The organism is Nonomuraea sp. NPDC052129 (assembly GCF_040680095.1).
Classification (GTDB): domain Bacteria; phylum Actinomycetota; class Actinomycetes; order Streptosporangiales; family Streptosporangiaceae; genus Nonomuraea.
Genome location: NZ_JBFAVX010000037.1, coordinates 35,771 through 56,815 on the forward strand (window position 1 = coordinate 35,771; position 21,045 = coordinate 56,815).

The window sequence follows — 21,045 nt, forward strand, 5'->3', positions numbered from 1 at the left end:
GCGGTCCATCGTCCGGCCAGTGCCCCACAGGGCCGACGCCGCGACCCTGTGCGCGATCTTCACCGTGGTCCTCATGCTGGTGCCCGCCCGTCAGGTGATCGGCGGCCTGCCGTTCGACCTCACCTACGCGGAGGCCATCGGGCTGTTCGCCGCCGTCTGGTGGTTCTGCGCGCACCTCACCAGTACGCTCGGCGCGGCCAAGGGGCCGTCGGCGGTGCGCTACGCGATCTATTTCTACGCGCTCGCCTTCCTCGCGACCTACGCCTACGCCTCCGCCGGGTGGCTGCCCTCCTACGAGCAGGACCTGTCCGACCACGTGCTGGTCATCGCGGTCGCGATGGTGGGCATCGCGCTGATCGGCGTGGACGGCGTGCCCAGCCGCGAGCGGCTCGACCTGGTGCTGAAGACGCTGGTGGTGGTCGGCGCCATCATGGGGGTGATCGGCGCGATCCAGTTCCTGCTGTCGTTCGACGTGACCCAGTACATGCAGATCCCCGGCAGCCGCATACGGGCGGTTGAGGTGACGATCCTGGAGCGCAACGGGCTCAACCGGGTGGCCTCGACCGCGGGGCACCCCATCGAGTTCGGCGTCGTGTCCGCGATGGTGCTGCCGGTCGCCCTCCACTACGCCTTCGGCGCGCGCGAACACGGTGAGCCGCAGCGGCGCTGGTGGACCGTGGTGGCGCTGATCGCCTGTGGGATGGCCTTCTCCGCCTCACGTTCGACGGTCCTGGGCCTGGCCGCCTCCGGGGCGGTGCTGTTCCTCGGCTGGCCCAACGCCCGGCGCGTCAGGGCGGCCGTCGCGCTCGCCGGTTTCCTGGTCGTCATGAAGCTGCTCGTGCCCGGCCTGATCGGCGCCATCGCCGGGCTGTTCACCAACCTGGACAACGACGAGAGCCTGCGCTGGCGGACCAACGACTACACCACGGCGATCTCGGAGTTCTCGCAGCATCCCCTGCTGGGCCGGGGCAACGGCACCTGGTTCCCGCCGCACCACCCGGTCTTCGACAACCAGTACCTGCTGACGGCCGTGCAGGGCGGCGCGATCGGCGTGCTGGCGTTCGTCGGCCTGTTCGTCGTCGGGATGTGGTCGGCCGTTCGCGTCAGGAGCATCAGCCAGGACGACCGCACCCGCGACCTCGGGCTGACGCTGGCCGCCTGCCTGATCGTGCCGGTGGTGGGCTCGGCCACCTTCGACCTGAACTCCTTCAGCACCGCCACCGCGCTGTCGTTCCTGCTCATCGGCCTGGCCGGGGCGTTGATGCGGGCCGCGCGCCGCGAGGCCGGGCTTTCGGGCGCGGGGACGTTCAAAGAGTCCCCGCGCCGCGAGGTCAGCCCTCCAGCCGCCGCCGTGCCTCTTTCCACGAGCCGGCCGCCAGATCCCGCGCGCTGATCGCCGAGACCGGGAGCGGCCAGTCGATCGACAGGTCGGGGTCGTCGTAGCGGACGGAGATGTCCTCGGCCGGGTCGTGCGGCCGGTCGATCCGGTAGCAGACGTCGGCGTCGCTCAGCGCCTGGTAGCCGTGGAGCAGGCCGGGCGGCACGTACAGGTGCGTGAAGGTCTCGTCGTCGAGGAGCACCGACATCTGCTCGCCGAAGGTGGGCGAGCCGGGCCGGGCGTCCACGAGGACGTCGTACACCGCGCCGCGGGCGCACCTGACGAGCTTGGCCTCGCCCCGGCCGGAGCGGCCGTGCATGGCCCTGACCGCGCCCTTGACCGTGCGGGACTGGCTGTCCTGGACGAACGCCGCGGCGTCCAGGCCGTGCTCGGCCGCGATCTCGGCGTCGAACGTCCTGGTGAACAGGCCGCGCTCGTCACTGTGCGGGCTCGGGACGAACAGCAAGGTCCCCGCGAGCGCGCCTTGTTCGACTCTCATGGAGCCCATCCTGGCGGGTGTCTCCTCCGGTCGGCCACCGTGTAACGGATATAGCCCGATACCGATGTCCAAAGGGTGAGTCGGCAGACGGGGGGTGCGGCATTCCGATGGACCACTCGTCGGATGAGAACGGTCCAAAGAACCGCGCCTTACCTGTCGCGCCGCGCGCGCGGGTGGGCGCCGTCGGGATCGACGCCATCACCGAGCCGGAGGTCGCCGAGCACCTCGCGCGGGCCTGGCACGACGGCCTGGGCGGCATGATCGTGACCGCCAACGTGGACATCGTCCGCGCCGCCGGCCGCGACCCCGAGCTCGCCGAGCTCGTGGCGGGCGCCGAACTCGTGGTCGCGGACGGCATGCCGGTGGTGTGGGCGGCTCGGCTCGGCGGGCTGCGCGTATCCGACCGCGTCACCGGGGCCTCCCTGATCTTCACCCTCAGTGAGGTCGCCGCCCGCGAGGGGCGGTCGGTGTTCCTGCTCGGCGGCGAACCGGGGGTGGCGGAGGCCGCCGGCGAGGTATTGGCCGGGCGTTACCCCGGATTGCGGGTGGCCGGGGTGTACGCGCCGCCCTTCGGCTTCGAGCGGCTGGCCGGCGGGATGGCGGAGACCGTGGAGAAGGTCCGCGCGGCCGCTCCCGACCTCGTCTTCGTCGGCCTGGGCTTTCCCAAGCAGGAACGCGTCATAGCCGCGCTCCGCCCTGAACTCCCGCACGCCTGGTACATCGGCTGCGGCGCCGCGATCCCGATGGCCGCCGGGCAGTTCCGGCGGGCTCCGGACGGGATCCAAAGGGTGGGCGGCGAGTGGCTGTTCAGGCTCGCCCTCGAACCCCGTCGACTCGTCCGCCGCTATCTGCGTGACGACCTGCCCTTCGCGCTCAGGCTGCTGGCCGGGGCCGCGTGGCACCGGCTGGCCGCGGGCCGGCGCTCCTGACCCCCACAGATTGGTCTGCCTGATGACTGTTCCCGAGCGGTCGCCGCTTGCCATCGTGATCGTCACCTACCAGAGCGGGCAGGTCATCGAGGAGTGCCTGCGCTCTCTGGACACCGTGCTGAGCGAGGGGGAGCCGGCCCGGATCATCGTCGTGGACAACGACTCCCCCGACGACACGGTGGAGCGGGTGCTCGCCACAGGGGTGCCTGTCGAGCTGGTCAGAACGGGCCGCAACGGCGGGTTCTCGGCGGGCGTCAACGCGGGCATCGCCGCCGCCCCCGGCTGCGACGTCCTCATCCTCAACGCCGACATCCGGCTCAAACCCGACTCGGTGCGCCTGCTGCGCGAGGCGCTGGCCGTGCCCGGCACGGGCATCGCGGTGCCCCGGCTGCTGGGCGCCGACGGCACGTTGCAGCTGTCCCTGCGCCGGCGCCCCACGGTCCTTCGGGCCGTGGGAGAGGCGCTGCTCGGCGGGCTCAGAGCGGGCCAACACGCGCCGCTGGGCGAGCTCGTCGTCGACCCGCGCGCCTACGAGCGGCCGGGCACGCCCGACTGGGCGACGGGCGCCGCCTGGCTGGTCTCGCGCGCCTGCCTGGACGCGGTGGGACCGCTCGACGAGCGCTACTTCCTGTACTCGGAGGAGACCGAGTACATGCTCAAGATCCGCGACCACGGCTTCTCGATCCGCTACGAGCCAGGGGCGGTGGCCGTCCACCTCGGCGGCGAGCAGGCCAACTCCGCCCCGCTGTGGACGCTGGCCGCCGCCAACCGGGTGCGGCTGCACCGGCAGCGGTACGGCAGGCCCCGCGCGCTGCTCATGCGCCTGGCGGTCGCCCTGAACGAGGCCCTGCGCGCCGTCACCCGTGGCCGGCGGGCAGGGGAGCGGCACCGGGCGGCGTTGCGCGAACTCGCGACGATGGACGAGTGGCCCACGCCGCCGGGCGGCCGCCCGTTATCGCCGCCCGCCTACGTCTGCTTCTCCGCCCAGGACTGGTGGTACCACAACCGGGCCCACTCCGACTTCCAGCTCATGCGCCACCTCGCGGGGTCGCGCAAGGTGCTGATCGTCAACAGCATCGGCATGCGGATGCCGCTGCCCGGCCGCTCCACCTTCGTGCTGCGGCGCATCGCCAGGAAGCTGCGCAGCGTGGCCAAGTTCGTCAGGCGGGTGGAGCCGAACCTATGGGTGATGTCGCCGCTCCCGTTCCCCCTGTACGGCTCGCGCCTGGGCCGCGGGCTGAACGCCTGGCTGGTCAGGACGCAGGTACGGGCGGTCTGCGGGTGGCTGGGCCTGAAGGTGCCGGTGATCGTGGTGACCATCCCCACCGCCTGGGACGTGGTACGCCCGATGCGCCGCCGCGCGCTGATCTTCAACCGCTCGGACCGCCACTCCGCCTTCCCCGAGTCCGACACGAGGACGATCGAGGCCCTCGAACGTGACCTTCTGGAACGTGCCGACCACGTGGTGTACGCCAGCCGAGGGCTCATGGCCGAGGAACGCCCGCTCGCGGGCACGCGGGCGCGCTTCCTCGACCACGGCGTCGACCTGGAGCACTTCAGCCGCGTACCGGCCGACCGGCAGCCCGCCGACCTGCGGGCCGTACCGGGGCCCAGGATCGGCTTCTTCGGCGCCCTGGACGACTTCGTGGTGGACTTCGACCTGCTCGAACGGGTCGCGCTCGGCCTGCCCGAGGCGTCACTGGTGCTCGTCGGCGACGCGAACGGGCAGATCGAACGGCTCACCAAGCACCCGAATGTGCATTGGCTGGGCCTGCGCCCCTATTCGGTGATCCCCGCCTACGGCTCGGGCTTCGACGTGGCGATCATGCCGTGGCTGGACAACGAGTGGATCAAACACGCGAACCCGATCAAGCTGAAGGAGTTCCTGGCGCTCGGCCTGCCCGTGGTCAGCACCGAGTTCGACGAGCTGGCCCACTACGCCGACCGCGTCAGGACCGCGACCACCCCTGAGCAGTTCATCGAGGCCATCCGCGTCTGCCTGGCCGAAGGCGGCCCGCAGTCGCCGGAGCGGCTGCGCGGCTCGCTGGCCGGCGCCTCCTGGTCGGCGCGGGCGGCCGACCTCATGGCGCTGGCCGAGCAGACACCAGACGCACGGCGTTGAAGAGGGTGGGCGTGAGGATACTGACAGTCACGCGGTGGGCGGCGCTGCTCACCGCCGCGACGGTGGCCGTCGGGGGCGGGCTGTGGCTGCGGTCCGTCCCGCCGAAGCCCGTCGCGAGCACGCTGCCCGCGCCCACGATGGCCTTGCGGGCGGTGCCCTGGGAAGGCGGTCCCGCAGCCTACAAGGGCTCGGCGGCGGCCGTCGGGGCGGGCTGGACCCGTCCCGGCTTCTTCCCCGTGGGGCTCTGGTTCGCCTCGGCGCGGACCGGCCGGGAGGTCGCGCTGGACCGGGCGGCGGGCATCAACACCTACGTCGAACTGGCCGACGGCAGCCGCCCGGAGCTGCTCAGGAAGTCCGGCATGACCGCGCTGACCAGCCGCCCGCTGCCCGGCGCGGGCGCCGAGACCGTGGGCTGGCTGATCGCCGACAAGGCCGACGTGTGGGCGGGACCGGGCAACGGGCGCTGGACGGGCGCCCGCGGTTTCACCACCAAACCCGTCTGCGTCCCCGTACTCGTCACCTGCGGCTACACCGTCATGCGCACGCTCGCCGAGCGCCTGCCCAAGGGCGAGCGGCTGCGTTACGCCTCCTTCGGCAAGGGCGTGGCCTACTGGGAGGAGGAGGCGCTGGCCGCCAAGTTCGTCAACGGCTACTCGGACGTGGTCGCGGCCGACGTCTCCTGGTACGGCGACCCCAACGTCTGCGCCGAGGCCACCCGGTGGCTGCAGCTCCCGGCGGCCCAGTGCCGCCTGGCGGCCAACTACGGCGCGACCGTCGAGCGGATGCGCACCCTGGACGCCGCCGACGGCCGCCGGCAGCCGGTGTACGCGATCATCTCGCTCTCCGGCCTCACCTCCGAGCAGGTGGGCGGCGCGGCGATGAGCGCCCTGATACACGGCGCCAGGGGGATCGTCTACGACGCGCACGGCACGGACCCCGCCTGCAAAGTGGACAACGTGCTCCGGCGCGCCTGCGGGAAGGCGGTCAGGCACGGGGTCGCCGAGCTCGACCGCCGGATCGCCCGGCTCGCGCCGGTGCTCAACACCCAGTCGTACGCCTACGACTTCGCGCCCGAGCTGGACACCATGCTGAAGCGCCACGACGGCGCCTACTACCTGTTCGCGATGCTCGGCCGGGGCCAGGCTCCGGGGCCGCGCGTGCTGACCGTACCCAGCGATCTTTCGGCGGCGGGCCACATCGAGGAGATCTTCGAAGACCGGTCCATCCCGGTCGACAGGGAGGGACACTTCACCGAGACCTTCGACGCGGAGCACAGCTATCACGTCTACCGGATCGCCCCGTAGCGCTGGGAGGGCAATGACTTCTCGAACGACGAACAGGACGAACAGGACGCGCAGCCGGATCTTGCTCATCGCGGTCACCGCCTTGCTGGTGATCGCCGTGGGCTGGGTGTTCGCGCAGGCCAAGTCGACCCGAGACGACCTCGGCCTGCTGCGCGTCCCCTGGGACGGCGGCCCGGCCTATTACGCCAAGTTCAGCGCCCCGGCCGCCGCGGGCTGGACCGATCCATCGTTCTTCCCCATCGGAGTCTGGTTCGAGTCCGTCGTCGAGGAACGCGACGTGCGGATGGACAAGGAGGCCGGGCTCAACACCTACGTCGAGCTGACGGCCAACAGCAATATGGGACTGATCCGCGCCAACGGAATGTCGGCGATCACCAGCAAGCCCCTGGCGGGCTCGGGCAGCGAGACGGTCGGCTGGATGATCGCCGACGAGCCCGACATGTTCGCCGGGCCGGGCGACGGCGTCTGGAGCGGCAAGTACGGCGGGGAAGGCCAGGTGTGCCTGCCCGACAAGCCGCCCTGCGGCTACACGGCGATGCGCACCCTGAAGGACAAACTGCCCAAGAACGACGGCCGCCTGCACTACGCCAACTACGGCAAGGGCATCGCCATGTGGGAGTCCGACGACGAGGCGAAGAAGTTCGTCAACAGCTACACCGACGTCATGTCCACCGACGTGTACTGGTACACCGACACCGGCATCTGCCCGGAGGCCGAGAACTTCATCAAGCTGCCACCCGACCGGTGCCCGCGAGCCGCCAACTACGGCATGGTCGTCGACCGAGGCAGGAAGCTCGACGCCCTGGACGGCAAGAGGCAGCCGATCTACGCGTTCGTGGAGCTCGGCTGGCCGGGTTCGAACGGCCTGCGCGCGATCACCGGCGACGAGCTGGCTGGCGCGGTGATGAACTCCCTCATCCACGAGGCACGCGGCGTCATCTACTTCAACCACAGCTTCGCCGGGCCCTGCCCGAGCCAGCACGTGCTGCGCGAGCCGTGCGCCCAGGCGACGCGGACGGCCGTGACGGAGCTGAACCGGCGGATCCGCACCCTCGCGCCCGTCCTGAACACCCAGTCCTACGTCCACACCTTCGCGCCGGGACTCGACACCATGCTCAAGGACCTCGACGGCTCCTCCTACGTCTTCGCCATGCCCAAGGCGGGCGTCCAGCCGGGGCGGCAGACGCTGAAACTGCCCAAGGCGCTGGACTCGGCCTCCAGCGTGGAGGTGCTGTTCGAGAACAGGACACTGCCCGTGAAGGACGGCGGCTTCACCGACACCTTCGAGCGGGAGAACACCTACCACGTCTACAAGGTCACGGCATGAGCGCGCCGGTGAACGTGGGCCTGGTCGGCGCCGGGCCCTGGGCGCGGGACTTCCACGCCCCCGTCTTCGCCGCCGGGCCCGAGACCCGGCTGGCTGGCGTCTGGAGCAGGCGCGCCCCGGCCGCCCAGGCGCTGGCCGAACGCTTCGGCGTGCCCGCCTTCACCTCCTACGAGCGGCTGCTGGAGCGGTGCGAGGCCGTGGTCTTCGCCGTCCCGCCCGACGTCCAGGCGGCCATGGCCGTCCAGGCGGCCCGCCAGGGCCGGGCGCTGCTGCTGGAGAAGCCGATCGCGCTGACCGTACGCGACGCGCAGGCGCTCGCCGACGCGGTCGACGCCACCGGCGTGGCCACGCAACTCGTACTGACCAACCGCTACCGTCCCGCCGTACGCGAGTTCCTCAAGCGGGCCCGCGACTTCCCGGCCATCGGCGCCCGCGCCATGCAGCTCACCGGCGAATTCCTCGACGACACCTTCGCCGACAGCCCGTGGCGCTCCCGCGCGGGCGTGCTCTACAACACCGGACCGCACGGCCTGGACCTGCTCGACGCGGCGCTGGGCCGCATCACGGAGATCAGACCGGCCGGAAATCGGTCCGGCTTCCTGGCGCTGACCTGCCTGCACGAGAACGAGGTGATCAGCCAGCTGACGATCTGCGGCCGGGTCCCGCAGCGCCGCCGGACCCGCTATGAGCTGTACGGCCCGGAGGGCACGCTGGTGCTCGACTCCGAACAGCTGCCGGAGGACTCGACGGAGACCAGGGCGACCCTGCGCTCCGAGTTCGCCACCGCCGTACGGATCGGCCGCTCACACGAGATCGACGTGCACCGGGGCCTGCACCTGCAGCGGCTCCTGGCGCAGGCGGAGCCGCGCTAAGAGGTCTCGGGGGCCGCGACCGGGACCGGGACGGGCTTGCGCTGCCGCAGGCGCAGCGCGGGCCGCTCGACCAGCCGCCAGCTCAGCGCGGCCAGCGGCAGCACGATGCCGACCGTGGCCAGCAACACGAGCGCGGGGACCCGGAGCCCGTACTGGACCAGCACCTGCTGGGCGGGGAAGGCCAGCAGGTAGGTCCCGTACGACAGGTCGTAGGAGCCGGTCGGCCGGTGCAGCCACGCCGGCGCGCGGAAGGCGATGAGGAACGTGAGGCAGGTGACCGCCGCGATAGCCCCCAGATTGGCCACCGGCGTGCCCCACAGCAGCCACCACGCGAGCAGCACGGGGACCGTCAGCCACAGCGGCGGGACCCAGCGCAACTCCCGGATCAGCATGCCGAGCGCGAAGAACGCGACGGGCTGCGCGGCGTACGCCGACACGACCAGGGGGATGAGCGGACCGGAGTAGCCGGTGAGGTGGATGACCGAGGCGGCGGCCAGCGCGAGCAGCACCAGCCCGACCAGGACCGTCCGGCGGCGTAGCAGCCCCAGCAGGCCCATGACCGCCACGCCGACGTAGCAGAGCACCTCCACCCAGATCGTCCAGAGCGACCCGTTGACCGCGCTCGGATAGGGGAGGCCCTGGAAGACGCCCGGCAGCGCGTAGCTCACCGGCTGGATGAGCAGCCCTCTGGCGATGTAGCTCCAGGCGCCGGAGCCGGAGAAGTAGGAGGCGGCGGGCAGCGCGCTCACCAGGGGCCCGAGCAGCAGGGCCGTGGCGACGACGACGAGCGCGTACGCGGGATAGATGCGCAGCGCCCGGCGGAGCGTGTAGCGGCGTACCGACGGGTCGGACAGCCAGCTCGTGCTGATCAGGTAGCCGCTGATGAGGAAGAAGACCCCGACGCCTATGCCGCCGACCCCTATCCCGCTGTCCGGGGTCAGAGGTGTCCCGTGTCCGGTCAGCACCCAGCTGTGCTCGACGATGACCGCGAGCGCGCCCAGGAGGCGCAGCAGGTTGAAGGCGTTCAGCCGGGATTGACCAGGCCCGTTTTGCGCTTCGGCCACTCCGCAGCTCCCCCGCGAGTCCGATGCATCGGAGGTGTATCGGTTCGCGAAGGAGCTGCGTTACCCCACGGTTTCAGCCGATGCGCCAGGTGTCTCCACCCATGAGCAGCTCGCTGAGGTCGCCGGCGCCCTTCTGCGCCACGGCCTCCTCCATCTGCTCGGCCATCAGCACGTCGTACGCGGGCCGGTCGATCGAGCGGAAGATGCCGATCGGCACGTGCTCGAACGCGGGCTCGTCCAGCCGCGACAGCGCGAAGGCCAGCGACGGGTCGGGGTGGTGCGCGTCGTGCACCAGGATCTGGTCGGCGCTCACCGAGGCGCGGTCGGCCACCTCGATGCCGCCGTTGGCCGCCCTGACGACCGCCTTCGACGCCGACACGATCGGCTGCCCGTGCTCCAGCCGCAGCGTGATGTCGTCGCGGATCTCCGGATCCTTGAGCTGCTCGAAGGCGTTGTCGTTGAAGATGTTGCAGTTCTGGTAGATCTCCACCAGCGAGGTGCCGCGGTGGGCGGTGGCCTCGCGCAGCACCGACTGCAGGTGCTTGCGGTCGGAGTCGATCGTCCTGGCCACGAACGACGCCTCGGCGCCGATGGCCAGCGAGATCGGGTTGAACGGCTTGTCCAGCGAGCCCATCGGCGTCGACTTTGTGATCTTGCCGACTTCCGAGGTGGGGGAGTACTGGCCCTTGGTCAGACCGTAGATCCTGTTGTTGAACAGCAGGATGTTGAGGTTGACGTTGCGGCGCAGCGCGTGGATCAGGTGGTTGCCGCCGATCGACAGCGCGTCACCGTCACCCGTGATCACCCACACCGACAGGTCGGGCCGGCTCGCGGCGAGCCCGGTCGCGATCGCCGGCGCGCGGCCGTGGATCGAGTGGAAGCCGTAGGTGTTGAGGTAGTACGGGAAGCGGGAGGAGCAGCCGATCCCGGAGACGAACACGATGTTCTCGCGCTTGAGCCCGAGCTCCGGCAGGAAGCTCTGCACGGCGGCCAGGATCGCGTAGTCACCGCAACCGGGGCACCAGCGCACCTCCTGGTCGGACTTGAAGTCCTTCAGGCCCTGCTTGGTGTCCGTCTTGGGGACGAGCGAGAGGCCCTTCCCATTGATCAGCTCAGTCACTGTCGATCACGTCCTGGATGACTCCGGCCAGCTCCTCGGCCTTGAACGGAAGCCCGCGCACACGGTTGTAGCTGATGATGTCGACGAGGTAGCGCGCCCGCAGCAGCAGCGCGAGCTGGCCCAGGTTGATCTCGGGCAGCAGCACCTTGTCGTAGCTCTTGAGCACCTCGCCGGTGTTGGCGGGCAGGGGGTTGAGGTGGCGCAGGTGCGCCTGCGCGACCTTGCCGCCGCTCTTCCTGATGCGGCGTACGGCCGCCGCGATCGGGCCGTAGGTCGAACCCCAGCCCAGCACCAGCACCTTGGCGTCGCCGTCGGCGTCGTCGACCTCAAGGTCGGGCACGTCGACGCCGGCGATCTTGGCGGCCCGGGTCCTGACCATCAGGTCGTGGTTGTTCGGGTCGTAGCTGATGTTGCCCGTGCCGTCGGCCTTCTCGATGCCGCCGATCCGGTGCTCCAGGCCCGGCGTGCCGGGGATGGCCCACGGGCGGGCGAGCGTGTCGGTGTCGCGCTTGAACGGCAGGAACTCGCCGTCGGTACCGTTCGGCGCCGTGGTGAACTCCTGGGAGATGTCGGGTAGTTCGGACACCTCCGGCAGGCGCCACGGCTCGGAGCCATTGGCCAGGTAGCCGTCCGACAGCAGCATGACCGGGGTGCGGTACTTGACCGCGATCCGCGCCGCCTCGATGGCGGCGTCGAAGCAGTCGCTCGGCGACATCGGCGCCACGATCGGCAGCGGAGACTCGCCGTTGCGGCCGAACATGGCCATCAGCAGGTCGGTCTGCTCGGTCTTGGTCGGCATGCCGGTGCTCGGACCCGCCCGCTGCACGTCGACGATGAGCAGCGGCAGCTCCGTGGTGACCGCCAGGCCGACGGTCTCGGCCTTCAGCGCCACACCGGGCCCCGACGTCGTGGTCACGCCCAGCGCGCCGCCGAACGCCGCGCCCAGCGCCGCGCCGACACCCGCGATCTCGTCCTCCGCCTGGAAGGTGCGGACACCGAACCGCTTGTGCTTGGACAGCTCGTGCAGGATGTCGCTGGCCGGCGTGATCGGGTAGGAGCCGAGGAACAGCGGCAGCTTCGACTGCACGCTCGCGGCGATGAGGCCGTAGGCCAGGGCCTGGTTGCCCGAGATGTTGCGGTAGACACCGGGCGCCAGCTGGGCCGGCTTCACCTCGTAGGAGACCGAGAACGCCTCGGTGGTCTCGCCGTAGTTCCAGCCCGCCTGGAAGGCCGCGATGTTGGCCTTGGCGATCTCCGGCTTCTTGGCGAACTTCTGCTCAAGGAACTTGACCGTGTGCTCGGTCGGCCGGTGGTACAGCCACGAGAGCAGGCCCAGCGCGAACATGTTCTTCGAACGCTCGGCGTCCTTCTTGGACAGCTCGAAGCCTTCGAGCGCTTTGACCGTCAGCGAGGTCAGCGCCACCGCGTGGACGCGCCACTCACTGAGCGAGTCGTCCTCCAGCGGGTTGGCCGCGTAGCCGACCTTCTGCAGGTTGCGCTTGGTGAACTCGTCGATGTTGGCGATGATGTCGGCGCCACGGGGCAGGTCGCCCAGGTTGGCCTTCAGCGCCGCCGGGTTCATTGCGACGAGCACGTTGGGGGCGTCACCCGGCGTCAGGATGTCGTGGTCGGCGAAGTGCAGCTGAAAGCTCGACACACCGGGGAGGGTGCCTGCGGGGGCGCGGATCTCGGCGGGGAAGTTGGGCAGCGTCGACAGGTCGTTGCCGAACTCCGCGGTGCCCGCGGTGAAGCGGTCGCCCGTGAGCTGCATACCGTCACCGGAGTCCCCGGCGAATCGGATGATCACGCGGTCGAGTTGCTGGACCTGCTTCGTCACAGCTCAGTCCTCCTCGACGCGCCGGTGGCTGTGGGCGCGTTCTCAGTTTCCATGCTAGATCCTCGCGAGGTTCAACACGTTTCCTCGCCACATAATGCGGGTAAACGCGGAGGCAATCAGGGGCTACCGGAGAACCACTAGGGGTGACACAGGCCGCCGGCGATTGTGCACAGGTCTACGTGCAGCCGTGCGAAGAGGACTGTTCGGGTCACGAGCGCCAACTATACGTCCCCCCAAGACGTGGACTACGTCTGGGGGCGCTGCGGCGTGCTCTCCGACCCCGGCCGGTAAAGGCGTCCTGCCTGCATCCCTGCTGTTCCATACAACTCTGGAACGGTAACGAGGGTGTAACCCTTCCCGCGCAATCTTTTGATGATGCCCGGGACCGCGTCCACGATCGTCTTGTTGACGTTGTGCATGAGCACGATGCTCCCGGCTCGCGCCCGCCGGGTCACCCGGTCGGTGATCGTCTTGGCGTCGTCCACGCGTCCGTCGCCCGCGTCGACGTCCCAGCCGACGATGGCGAGGCCCATCTCTCCCGCCACGTCCGTGACGTCCTCGCTGACCGCCCCGTAGGGAGCGCGCAACAGCGTGGGGCGCTCGCCGATGATGGCCGTAATGGCGTCCTCGGCCCGGCCCAGCGCATCGGCGATCTTACTGGTCGGCAGCTTCGACAGGTCCCGGTGCGCCCAGGTGTGGTTGGCCACCAGATGCCCCTCGGCACTCATCCTGCGCACCAGGTCCGGCCGGGCGGCGGCGTTGATGCCGATGGTGAAGAAGGTGGCCCGCGCCTTTTCCTCGCGCAGCGTGTCGAGCAGCCGGGGCGTCTCGGGGCCGGGTCCGTCGTCGAAGGTCAGCGCGACGCACTTGGTCGCGGCGCAGTCGACCGAGCCCGCCTGGTTGCTGGCGGCCTCGGGGCTGGGCGTCGGGACCGTCTTCGGCACGGTCGCGGACGCCTGCTCGGCGGCCGTCCGTACGGCATGCTGAGCCGCCCGTCCGGTCGGCGACAGCAGGGGCTCCACCTGCCGGGCGGGTACGGCCACGGCCAGGCGGCCGAGGGAGCACGGCCCGACCTGGCAGTCGTCGAACTCCACCACCAGGTCCCCGTCATGGTTGAAGGCCATCGAGTCGAACTGCTCGCCCGTCAGCTCGTGGGCGGTCGTGGGGGTGCCGCGCTTGGTGAGCTGGCTCCTGACCAGTCGCGTGAGGTCGTACAGCATGCTCTGCCCGGCGAGCAGGCCCGTCGAGCCGGTCGCCTGGCCGGTCTTGCGGTCGTACCAGAGGGTCCGGGTGGAGTTGCTCCAGCCGTCGCCGAGGGACTCGCCGGTGCGCAGCCGTACCCCGACGATCTCGCCGGAGGCGGCGGTGAGCTGCCAGTCCATGTTCAGCTCGGGGCGGGGGCGCGGCGCGTCGAACCTGGTGGCCTCGCGGAAGCCGCGCAGCACCCGCTCGGCCTCGCCGCGCAGGGCCGCGTTGAGGCGGGGGGCGTCCGGCAGCCGGGGGTAGGTGAGGTGCACATAGCGACCCGCGTTCTCGCCCTCGTCCCCGCCCAGGGTTCTGGTGCCCAGACCGTCCACGGTCGCCGGGTCGACGAAGTCGATCATGGTCGGCTCCGCGGGGACCATGACGTCGTGCTCGTGCTCAGGCTCGGGGGAGGCGGTTGCCAGCCCACCACCTGCCGCGGAGAGGACTAGCAGCGCGATTCCTCCGAAGAATCGCTTTTTGCGCATGGCCGCCAGATTATGGGGGAGATCGCGTGGTTTACCCCGTTTTGGGGTGATAGGGACGGAGCTTTGACTGGGTTACGATCAGGACATGGACGGCTACTTCGGGTCCTACATACTGGTCGCCGCGCTGCTGCTGATCGGCGTGGCCATCGTGGCCGGAGCCCTCCTGGCCAACCGCCTCCTGCGCCCGACCAGGCCGACGGCCGAGAAGCTGACCACGTACGAGTGCGGCGTCGACCCCGTCGGCGACGGCTGGGCCCAGTCGCAGGTGCGCTACTACGTCTTCACCTACCTGTACGTGGTCTTCGCCGTGGACGCCGTCTTCCTCTTCCCATGGGCCACGGTCTTCGACGCGCCGGGATACGGGCTGACGACGCTCGTGGAGATGTTCGTCTTCCTGGGGTTCATCGCGCTCGGCATCCTCTATGCCTGGCGGAAGCGCGTACTCGCCTGGACTTAGGTTGTTTTTCGGTCGATCAACCGGGGACTCTCTACTCCTGGGGGAGATCGCGAGGGACAATGGTCCTATGGCAGCCACGGATCTCCCGATGCCCACAGTGGGGCCGATCTCGCGCTTGGCGCCCAAGCCGATGCGCTTCGTGCTCAACTGGGGGCGGCGATATTCGCTGTGGGTGTTCAACTTCGGGCTCGCCTGCTGCGCGATCGAGTTCATCGCGACCTCGATGAGCCGGCACGATTTCATCAGGTTCGGGGTGATCCCGTTCGCCAACGGGCCGCGCCAGGCCGACCTGATGATCGTCTCGGGCACCGTCACGGACAAGATGGCTCCCGCGGTCAAGCGCCTCTATGAGCAGATGCCCGACCCGAAATACGTGATCTCGTTCGGTGCCTGCTCCAACACCGGCGGGCCCTACTGGGACTCCTACTGCGTCACCAATGGCGTCGATCAGATCATTCCCGTGGACGTCTATGTGCCCGGGTGCCCGCCCCGGCCCGAGGCGCTGCTGCACGGGATCATGAAGCTGCAGGAGAAGATCGCGGCGGAGCGGCTGAGCGACCGTTACGTGTGGTCCCGCTCGCACGAGGGAGAATTGTGACTCTCGAAGAGCGGTTCGGCGAGCGGGTCTCGGTCTCCACCTCCTTCGGTGAGACCACCGTCGACGTCGCCACGGCGGACTGGATCGAGGTCCTGACCTTCCTCAGGGACTCCGGCCACACCTTCTTCGACTGGCTGACCGGGGTCGACGACCCGCCCGACGGGTTCTTCGTGGTCGCCCACGTCTACGACCCCGACTCGTGCGAACGCGTGCTCGTCCGCACCCGGGTGCCGCGCGCCGACCCGCGCCTGCCCTCGGCCGTGGGCGTCTACCGGGGCGCCAACTGGCACGAGCGTGAGACGTACGAGATGTTCGGGGTGCTCTTCGACGGCCACCCTTACCTGGTGCCGCTGCTTCTGCCCGACGGTTTCGAGGGGCATCCGCTGCGCAAGGACTTCATCCTCGCCGCCCGGGTGGCCAAGCCCTGGCCGGGAGCCAAGGAGCCGGGCGAATCGGGGCACGGCTCGCCGAGCCGGCGCAAGACGCTGCCGCCCGGTGTGCCCGCCGACTGGGGGACGCCCGATGCTTGACGTGGTGCTGCGCTTCGCCGCCATTCTCGTCGTGTTCCTCGTGCTGCCACTGATCGTCGGGCAGACCGAGCACAAGGTCATGGCGCACATGCAGTCGCGCCTCGGGCCGATGTACGCGGGCGGCTTCCACGGCTGGGCGCAGCTCATCGCCGACGGGGTGAAGTTCGCGCAGAAGGAGGATGTCATCCCGGCCGCGGCCGACCGGCGCATCTTCATGATCGCCCCGGGCGTCGCGCTGGTGCCCTACCTGCTCGTACTGATCGCCATCCCCGTCGACCAGGGCCTGGTCGGCGTGGACCTCGATCTCGGGCTGTTCTTCGTACTCGCGGTGATGGGCATCGGGGTGCTCGGCTCGATCATGGCGGGGTGGGCGTCGGCCAACAAATACTCGGTGCTCGGCGGCATGCGGGCGGCCGCCCAGCTCATGTCGTACGAGCTGCCGCTGGTACTGGCGGCCTCCTCGGTGGCGATGGCGGCGGGCACGCTGTCCATTCCGGGGATCGTGTCGGCGTGGCAGTGGTGGTGGCTGCCGTGGCAGGCCATCGGCGGCGTGGTGTTCTTCCTGGCCGGCCTGGCCGAGCTGCGCCGCCCGCCCTTCGACATGCCGATCGCCGAGTCCGAGATCATCATGGGCCCGATGACCGAATACACCGGGATGCGGTTCGCCCTGTTCATGCTCTCGGAGTATGTGGGGATCGTCGTGCTGTCGTTCCTGACCGCAGTGCTGTTCTTGGGCGGCTGGCACGGGCCGTTGCTGGCCGGGTGGGTGTGGACGCTGGTCAAGGTGTTCGTGCTGGCCTTCTTGGTGATTTGGCTGCGGGTGAGTTTTCCCCGGCTGCGCGAGGACCAACTGCAGAAGCTGGCCTGGGTGGTGCTGGTGCCGCTGGCGCTGGCGCAACTGGCACTCACGGGTGTGGTGAAGGTCCTCACTTAGTGGGGCGGGGATCGAGACGGTCGCTTCACGAAACACTCGGGGACCGTTGTGGCCACCGCATTAGTCCTTTGGACCATCACGTGGGCGTTTCCCGGGCCCGAAACTTTAGCTCCGACTTATCCGTCTTATGTAACTAGGGGGCTAGGGGGAGGACGATGATCGTCATGGACGTTCAGCTTCGACCGGTAGCGGGGGCGCACCCTGGGACGCGCTGTCCCAAGACCGCCATCTCGTGGGACGGTGACGCACTGGCGGTCACCGACACCGCATCCGGCCAGTCCTTACAGCTGAGACCCGCGAGGCTCTACTGCTACAGCTACGACCAGGCGTTCCTCGTGTCGTCCAAAAAGCCCAAGACCCACGCGGTCCAGGGCTTGGCCGCGCTCGACGAAGACGGCCTGGTGCTCCTCGACCTGCCTGGCGAATGGCACTTCGCACACCTGACCGACTTCGTGGCGCAGACCGGCCTCCCGCTGATCGACGCCCGCCACCACGACTCGAAGCGGGTACGCACCGTGCTCGCCGCCCGGGCTCCCGGCTGGCGTCGCCTCCACGGCCAGCCTCCACCGCTGCTGCTCAGGTACCGCAAACCGGTGAGCATCGGCGTCGGCGTCGCCGGGCTGGCCGCGATGGTGTACCTCGCGTCGACCGGCATGTGGATGGCTTGGCGCGGCATCTCGGCGGTCGGCCGGATGCTCTTGGACGTCGTGGAGGCCAAGTGGCTGGCGGTGGGCTTCAGCCCCCTACTGCTCGTCGTACGTCCGGTGACGGCTCGCGTTCAGCGGTGGCGTGCTGATCGCGGCGTGATCCTCGGCTCCGGCACGGGGGCGTACATCAGTGTCACGTCAAGCGACAAACTGCAGATCACCCGGGGTAAGGAGCAACTCCCGAGGATAAGGATCGGTGAGAGGGTGGTGGACGCGGTGAGTTTGCTGCTCTACCACTACGACGGCTTATCCGGACTGGTCATCCTTAATATGCAGGGCGATGCCGTGCACCATCTGCCGGGGCCGTGGCTGCCCGACGCGGCCAATCGTTTCGCGCACCGACATGGGCTGGGGCTGGCCGTGCATGCGGTGTCGCGTGAGGAGTACATCGCCCTGACCCTCAACTCCCGGGACGCGACACCCTGATCGTGTCGCCGGGCCACGCCTCGCATGCCCCCGGATGCCGTCGAGAACTCGTTTCGTCCCATCGGGAAACAGCAGGCATGACACGAACACCACCGGAGGGGATGGTCGAGGCGGACGACGCCGAGCTCATCCGCCGGTCAGTCGACGACCCGGAGCAGTTCGCCGGCGTGTTCGACCGCTACGTCGAGCAGATCCACCGCTATGTCGCGCGGCGGCTGGGTGTGCAGGCCGCCGACGACATCGTGGCGGAAACGTTCCTGACCGCCTTCCGCTGCCGCGCTTCCTACGATCACACCCAGCCGATGGCCAGGCCGTGGCTGTACGGCATCGCGACCAACCTCATCGCCAAACAGCGGCGTGATGAGGAGCGGTTCCTGCGGGCGCTGGCGCGTACCGGTGTGGAGCCACCGCCGGAGCCGATGGCCGACACGGTGATCGGTCGCGTCGCCGCGCAAGCAGAGGACCGTCGGCTTGCGGGGGCGCTGACGGGCCTGGCCAGCGGTGATCGCGACGTGCTGCTGCTGGCGGCGTTGGGACAACTGGCCTACGAGGAGGTGGCGCAGGCACTCGATATCCCGATCGGAACCGTGCGCTCGCGCCTGCACCGGGCCCGCAAACAGGCGCGGGCCGCTCTTGGCACCGGCTGTCAGACGAGAGAGGACGCATGATGGACGAGTTCGGACGGTTCCTTGAGGCTACTCCGGCGATCACCGGCGGGACGAAGGAGGCGGCGCGCACCCGGTTGCTACAGGCCATCCGCGAGCCGGTCCCCATGCCGCCGCTGCCCGCGCCGAGGCGGCGCAGGCCGCGCCTGGCCTGGCGTCTGGCGCTCGCCGCGTCAGTCGCGCTGGCCGCCGGCGCGGGCATCCTCGCGGTACGCGGCGATGAACAACCCGCCATCACCCCGGTCGCCCGCGTTCAGGAGCTCGGCGACAAGGCGGCCAGGAGCGCCGCGATCGACCCGTACAAGATCATGCCGTCGCCGGGCCACTGGCTGTACGTGAAACAGACGATCGCTCCCCTCCGCAAGGAACCGGAGCCCGAGGTGGATCGCGACAAGCGGGTCACCCTCGAGACGTGGCACAGCATGGACGGCAAGCAGACCGCGTTGGACGACGGACGGGGCAAGCTCGTCATCCAAGAGGTCGGCCCCGGCATCACGGGCGTGGACCTGGCCAGGGCGCCGGTCACTCCCGAGGAGATGATCGCCAGGATCGGGGCGAGCGTCGACGCCACTCCTGTCTCGGAATTTGATGACGCAGGCGCGACCAGGCAGGAGCGGATCTTCCAGACGATCTCCCAGTTGCTGAGCGACCAGCCGCTAAGCGCCGACGTGCGGGCCGCGCTGTTCCGGGCGCTGCCCACGATCCAGGGGGTTTCGGTCAAGCAGGACGCGATCGACGCGGCGGGCCGCCACGGGGCCGCGTTCGTCTACACGGGAGCCTCGGAGCGCTACGAGATCATTGTGAGCGCGCAGGACTACCGGTTCCTGGGGACGTATGGCGAGAGCGTCGCCGAGCGTACCTTCGGCCTTCCTGACGGCGCGACACGCACGGTCAAGGCGGGCACCCCTCTGGTGTGGACCGCACGTATGACCGCCAAGGCCGTCGACAAGCCCGGCGAACAGCGGTAGGGGAAGCAGCCACTCCCTCCGTCTACCGGGCGCGACACCGAGCCACTCGGTGATGCCTTCGCGTACGGGATCGAAGTGTGCACGTGCGCGCGTCCGGCGATTGCCGTTGCTAGTAGTTTCAGTCTAAGCTGAAATTGCTAGCTGGTACAGAATCGAATGCCCGCCTTGGCGTGCCAGATGGGACGCGCACGCGGTGCATTGCCTTGCCCACCAACGCGTCCGGAGGCGTAGCGCGCCCATGAAAGTCGTCATCATCACCGGCGGATCCCGTGGAGACGTCGCCCCCTACACCGGCCTCGGAGCTCGCCTGAAGGCGGCGGGGCACGACGTGGCGATAGCCGCGCAGGAGAGCTTCGCCGGCCTCGTCCACGAGGCGGGCTGCGAGTTCCGGCTCGTCCCTGGCGACACGCGGGCCATGCTCGGGTCCGAGGAGGGCCAGAGGTGGCAGGGACGCGGCACCGGGACGCTGCGCGCCATGAAGACCAACATCCAGATGGGCATGCGGTTGCTGGAGGAGACCGGCAAGGGGGTCGTCTCGGCCGCCCAGGGCGCCGACGTGCTGCTGCTGCACCGCACCGCCCTGTGGCACGGCTACCTGGCGGCGGGGGCCATGGGCATCCCAGCCGTGGGCCTGGAGTTGTTCCCCAGCGTCCCGACGGCCGACTTCGCGCTGCCGTCGTTCGACGTACGGTTCCTCGGCAGGTGGGGCAACCGCCACCTCCCCCGCCTCCTAATGGGGGTCACCAGCCACGTCAGGACCCCGCTCGACGCCCCGATCAGGGCCTTCCAGCAGCAGCTCGGCCTGCCGCAGACGGGGCTCAGCGAGGTGCGCGGGCGGACGGTCGAGGACGAGAACTGGACGATCCTGCACGGCTACAGTCCCCAGGTCGTGCCGCGCCCGGTCGACTGGCGTCCCGGCGTGGAGGTGGTCGGCTACTGGTGGCCGCCGGCGCGCGAGGACTGGCGGCCACCGCGCGAGCTGACCGACTTCCTGGAGGCCGGGCCGCCGCCGGTGTTCGTCGGCTTCGGCAGCATCACCCGGCACGACACGGAGAAACTCGCCGAGACCATCTCCGCCGCCATGCGCCGCGCAGGGACGCGGGCGGTGGTGCAGGCGGGTTGGTCGGAGCTGTCGGCGATGGGGGACGACGTGCTGGCCATCGGCGACACGCCGCACGAGTGGCTGTTCCCCCGGATGGCCGCCGTGGTCCACCACGCGGGGGCGGGCACGGCGGGGGCGGGTGTCCGCGCGGGCGTTCCGGCCGTACCCGTGCCGATGATGGGTGACGCGCCGTTCTGGTCGCGCCGTCTGGCGGGGCTGGGGGTCAGCCCGGGGTACGTGCCGATGAACGAGCTGTCAGCCGAGCGCCTCGGTGATCTGGTACGCCAGGCCGTGACCGACCCTGTCTACCGGCAGCGGGCCGCCGAGCTGGCCAGGCGCGTCGGCGCCGAGGACGGCCCCGCCCGCGTCATCGAGACGCTCGACCGGCTCCCCCGCCGGCCCAGGCGCCGGTAGCGGCGAACTCGTCCTTCAGGCCCCCGCAGCGGTCAGCGCCCTCGGCTTCCACGACAAGACCA

At 69.9% G+C, this 21,045-nt stretch carries 19 protein-coding genes; 14 read left to right on the forward strand and 5 right to left on the reverse strand.

From position 1 onward, the window contains the following. Positions 1-19: 19 nt before the first annotated feature. Complete coding sequence (locus AB0L53_RS48520; RefSeq protein WP_364010366.1) at positions 20-1,393, forward strand: O-antigen ligase family protein; 1,374 nt, start codon at positions 20-22, stop codon at positions 1,391-1,393. Here AB0L53_RS48520 and rfbC read toward each other — a convergent pair. Then, complete coding sequence (rfbC, locus tag AB0L53_RS48525) at positions 1,332-1,877, reverse strand: dTDP-4-dehydrorhamnose 3,5-epimerase (protein WP_364010369.1); 546 nt, start codon at positions 1,875-1,877, stop codon at positions 1,332-1,334. The two genes, AB0L53_RS48520 and rfbC, sit on opposite strands and share 62 nt — an antisense overlap. 107 nt (positions 1,878-1,984) lie before the next feature. On the opposite strand from rfbC, the gene AB0L53_RS48530 reads away from it, so the two are divergent. Genes AB0L53_RS48530 through AB0L53_RS48550 form a run of 5 tightly spaced genes read left to right on the forward strand, consistent with a single transcriptional unit; the run spans position 1,985 to position 8,431 of the window. Further along, complete coding sequence (locus tag AB0L53_RS48530; protein ID WP_364010372.1) at positions 1,985-2,806, forward strand: WecB/TagA/CpsF family glycosyltransferase; 822 nt, start codon at positions 1,985-1,987, stop codon at positions 2,804-2,806. 22 nt (positions 2,807-2,828) lie between these two features. Next, positions 2,829-4,928 (forward strand): glycosyltransferase, encoded by a 2,100-nt coding sequence (locus AB0L53_RS48535; RefSeq protein WP_364010375.1) that lies wholly within the window; start codon positions 2,829-2,831, stop codon positions 4,926-4,928. Between the two features lie 11 nt (positions 4,929-4,939). Beyond that, complete coding sequence (locus tag AB0L53_RS48540) at positions 4,940-6,232, forward strand: hypothetical protein (RefSeq protein ID WP_364010378.1); 1,293 nt, start codon at positions 4,940-4,942, stop codon at positions 6,230-6,232. A gap of 13 nt (positions 6,233-6,245) precedes the next feature. Then, positions 6,246-7,559: a hypothetical protein gene (locus AB0L53_RS48545; RefSeq protein ID WP_364010381.1), complete on the forward strand. Its 1,314-nt coding sequence runs from the start codon at positions 6,246-6,248 to the stop codon at positions 7,557-7,559. Continuing rightward, a complete protein-coding gene (locus AB0L53_RS48550; RefSeq protein WP_364010384.1) occupies positions 7,556-8,431 on the forward strand; it encodes a Gfo/Idh/MocA family oxidoreductase in 876 nt (291 codons plus the stop codon). Before AB0L53_RS48545 ends, AB0L53_RS48550 begins: the two co-directional genes overlap by 4 nt. Here AB0L53_RS48550 and AB0L53_RS48555 read toward each other — a convergent pair. The 4 genes from AB0L53_RS48555 to AB0L53_RS48570 all read right to left on the reverse strand — a co-directional run bounded on the left by AB0L53_RS48555 (position 8,428) and on the right by AB0L53_RS48570 (position 14,182). Further along, positions 8,428-9,495, reverse strand: coding sequence for an acyltransferase (locus tag AB0L53_RS48555; protein ID WP_364010387.1), 1,068 nt, complete (start codon positions 9,493-9,495; stop codon positions 8,428-8,430). The genes AB0L53_RS48550 and AB0L53_RS48555 overlap by 4 nt on opposite strands. Positions 9,496-9,568: 73 nt before the next feature. Continuing rightward, the gene (locus AB0L53_RS48560) at positions 9,569-10,615 is read right to left on the reverse strand and encodes a 2-oxoacid:ferredoxin oxidoreductase subunit beta (protein ID WP_225298742.1); all 1,047 of its coding nucleotides are present in this window, start codon (positions 10,613-10,615) and stop codon (positions 9,569-9,571) included. Next, the gene (locus AB0L53_RS48565) at positions 10,608-12,452 is read right to left on the reverse strand and encodes a 2-oxoacid:acceptor oxidoreductase subunit alpha (protein ID WP_364010390.1); all 1,845 of its coding nucleotides are present in this window, start codon (positions 12,450-12,452) and stop codon (positions 10,608-10,610) included. Before AB0L53_RS48565 ends, AB0L53_RS48560 begins: the two co-directional genes overlap by 8 nt. Positions 12,453-12,697: 245 nt before the next feature. Continuing rightward, positions 12,698-14,182: a polysaccharide deacetylase family protein gene (locus AB0L53_RS48570; protein WP_364010393.1), complete on the reverse strand. Its 1,485-nt coding sequence runs from the start codon at positions 14,180-14,182 to the stop codon at positions 12,698-12,700. 85 nt (positions 14,183-14,267) lie between these two features. On the opposite strand from AB0L53_RS48570, the gene ndhC reads away from it, so the two are divergent. From ndhC to AB0L53_RS48610, 8 genes are all read left to right on the forward strand, one after another. After that, positions 14,268-14,639 (forward strand): NADH-quinone oxidoreductase subunit A, encoded by a 372-nt coding sequence (gene ndhC / locus AB0L53_RS48575; RefSeq protein WP_358554047.1) that lies wholly within the window; start codon positions 14,268-14,270, stop codon positions 14,637-14,639. Between the two features lie 130 nt (positions 14,640-14,769). Beyond that, positions 14,770-15,237, forward strand: coding sequence for an NADH-quinone oxidoreductase subunit B family protein (locus tag AB0L53_RS48580; protein WP_357955010.1), 468 nt, complete (start codon positions 14,770-14,772; stop codon positions 15,235-15,237). Beyond that, positions 15,234-15,767, forward strand: coding sequence for an NADH-quinone oxidoreductase subunit C (locus AB0L53_RS48585; protein WP_357954879.1), 534 nt, complete (start codon positions 15,234-15,236; stop codon positions 15,765-15,767). Before AB0L53_RS48580 ends, AB0L53_RS48585 begins: the two co-directional genes overlap by 4 nt. After that, positions 15,760-16,701: a complex I subunit 1 family protein gene (locus tag AB0L53_RS48590; protein WP_357954881.1), complete on the forward strand. Its 942-nt coding sequence runs from the start codon at positions 15,760-15,762 to the stop codon at positions 16,699-16,701. The genes AB0L53_RS48585 and AB0L53_RS48590 overlap by 8 nt, the downstream gene beginning before the upstream one ends. A 164-nt stretch (positions 16,702-16,865) precedes the next feature. Further along, positions 16,866-17,834 carry a hypothetical protein gene (locus tag AB0L53_RS48595; protein ID WP_364010398.1) on the forward strand — a complete coding sequence of 323 codons (969 nt, stop codon included), beginning with the start codon at positions 16,866-16,868 and terminating at the stop codon, positions 17,832-17,834. A gap of 77 nt (positions 17,835-17,911) precedes the next feature. After that, entirely contained in the window at positions 17,912-18,502 is a 591-nt protein-coding gene (locus tag AB0L53_RS48600; protein ID WP_364010401.1) for an RNA polymerase sigma factor, read from the forward strand. Next, a complete protein-coding gene (locus tag AB0L53_RS48605) occupies positions 18,499-19,467 on the forward strand; it encodes a CU044_5270 family protein (RefSeq protein WP_364010404.1) in 969 nt (322 codons plus the stop codon). The genes AB0L53_RS48600 and AB0L53_RS48605 overlap by 4 nt, the downstream gene beginning before the upstream one ends. 238 nt (positions 19,468-19,705) lie before the next feature. Next, positions 19,706-20,983 carry a glycosyltransferase gene (locus AB0L53_RS48610; RefSeq protein ID WP_364010407.1) on the forward strand — a complete coding sequence of 426 codons (1,278 nt, stop codon included), beginning with the start codon at positions 19,706-19,708 and terminating at the stop codon, positions 20,981-20,983. The last annotated feature ends 62 nt before the right edge of the window (positions 20,984-21,045 follow it).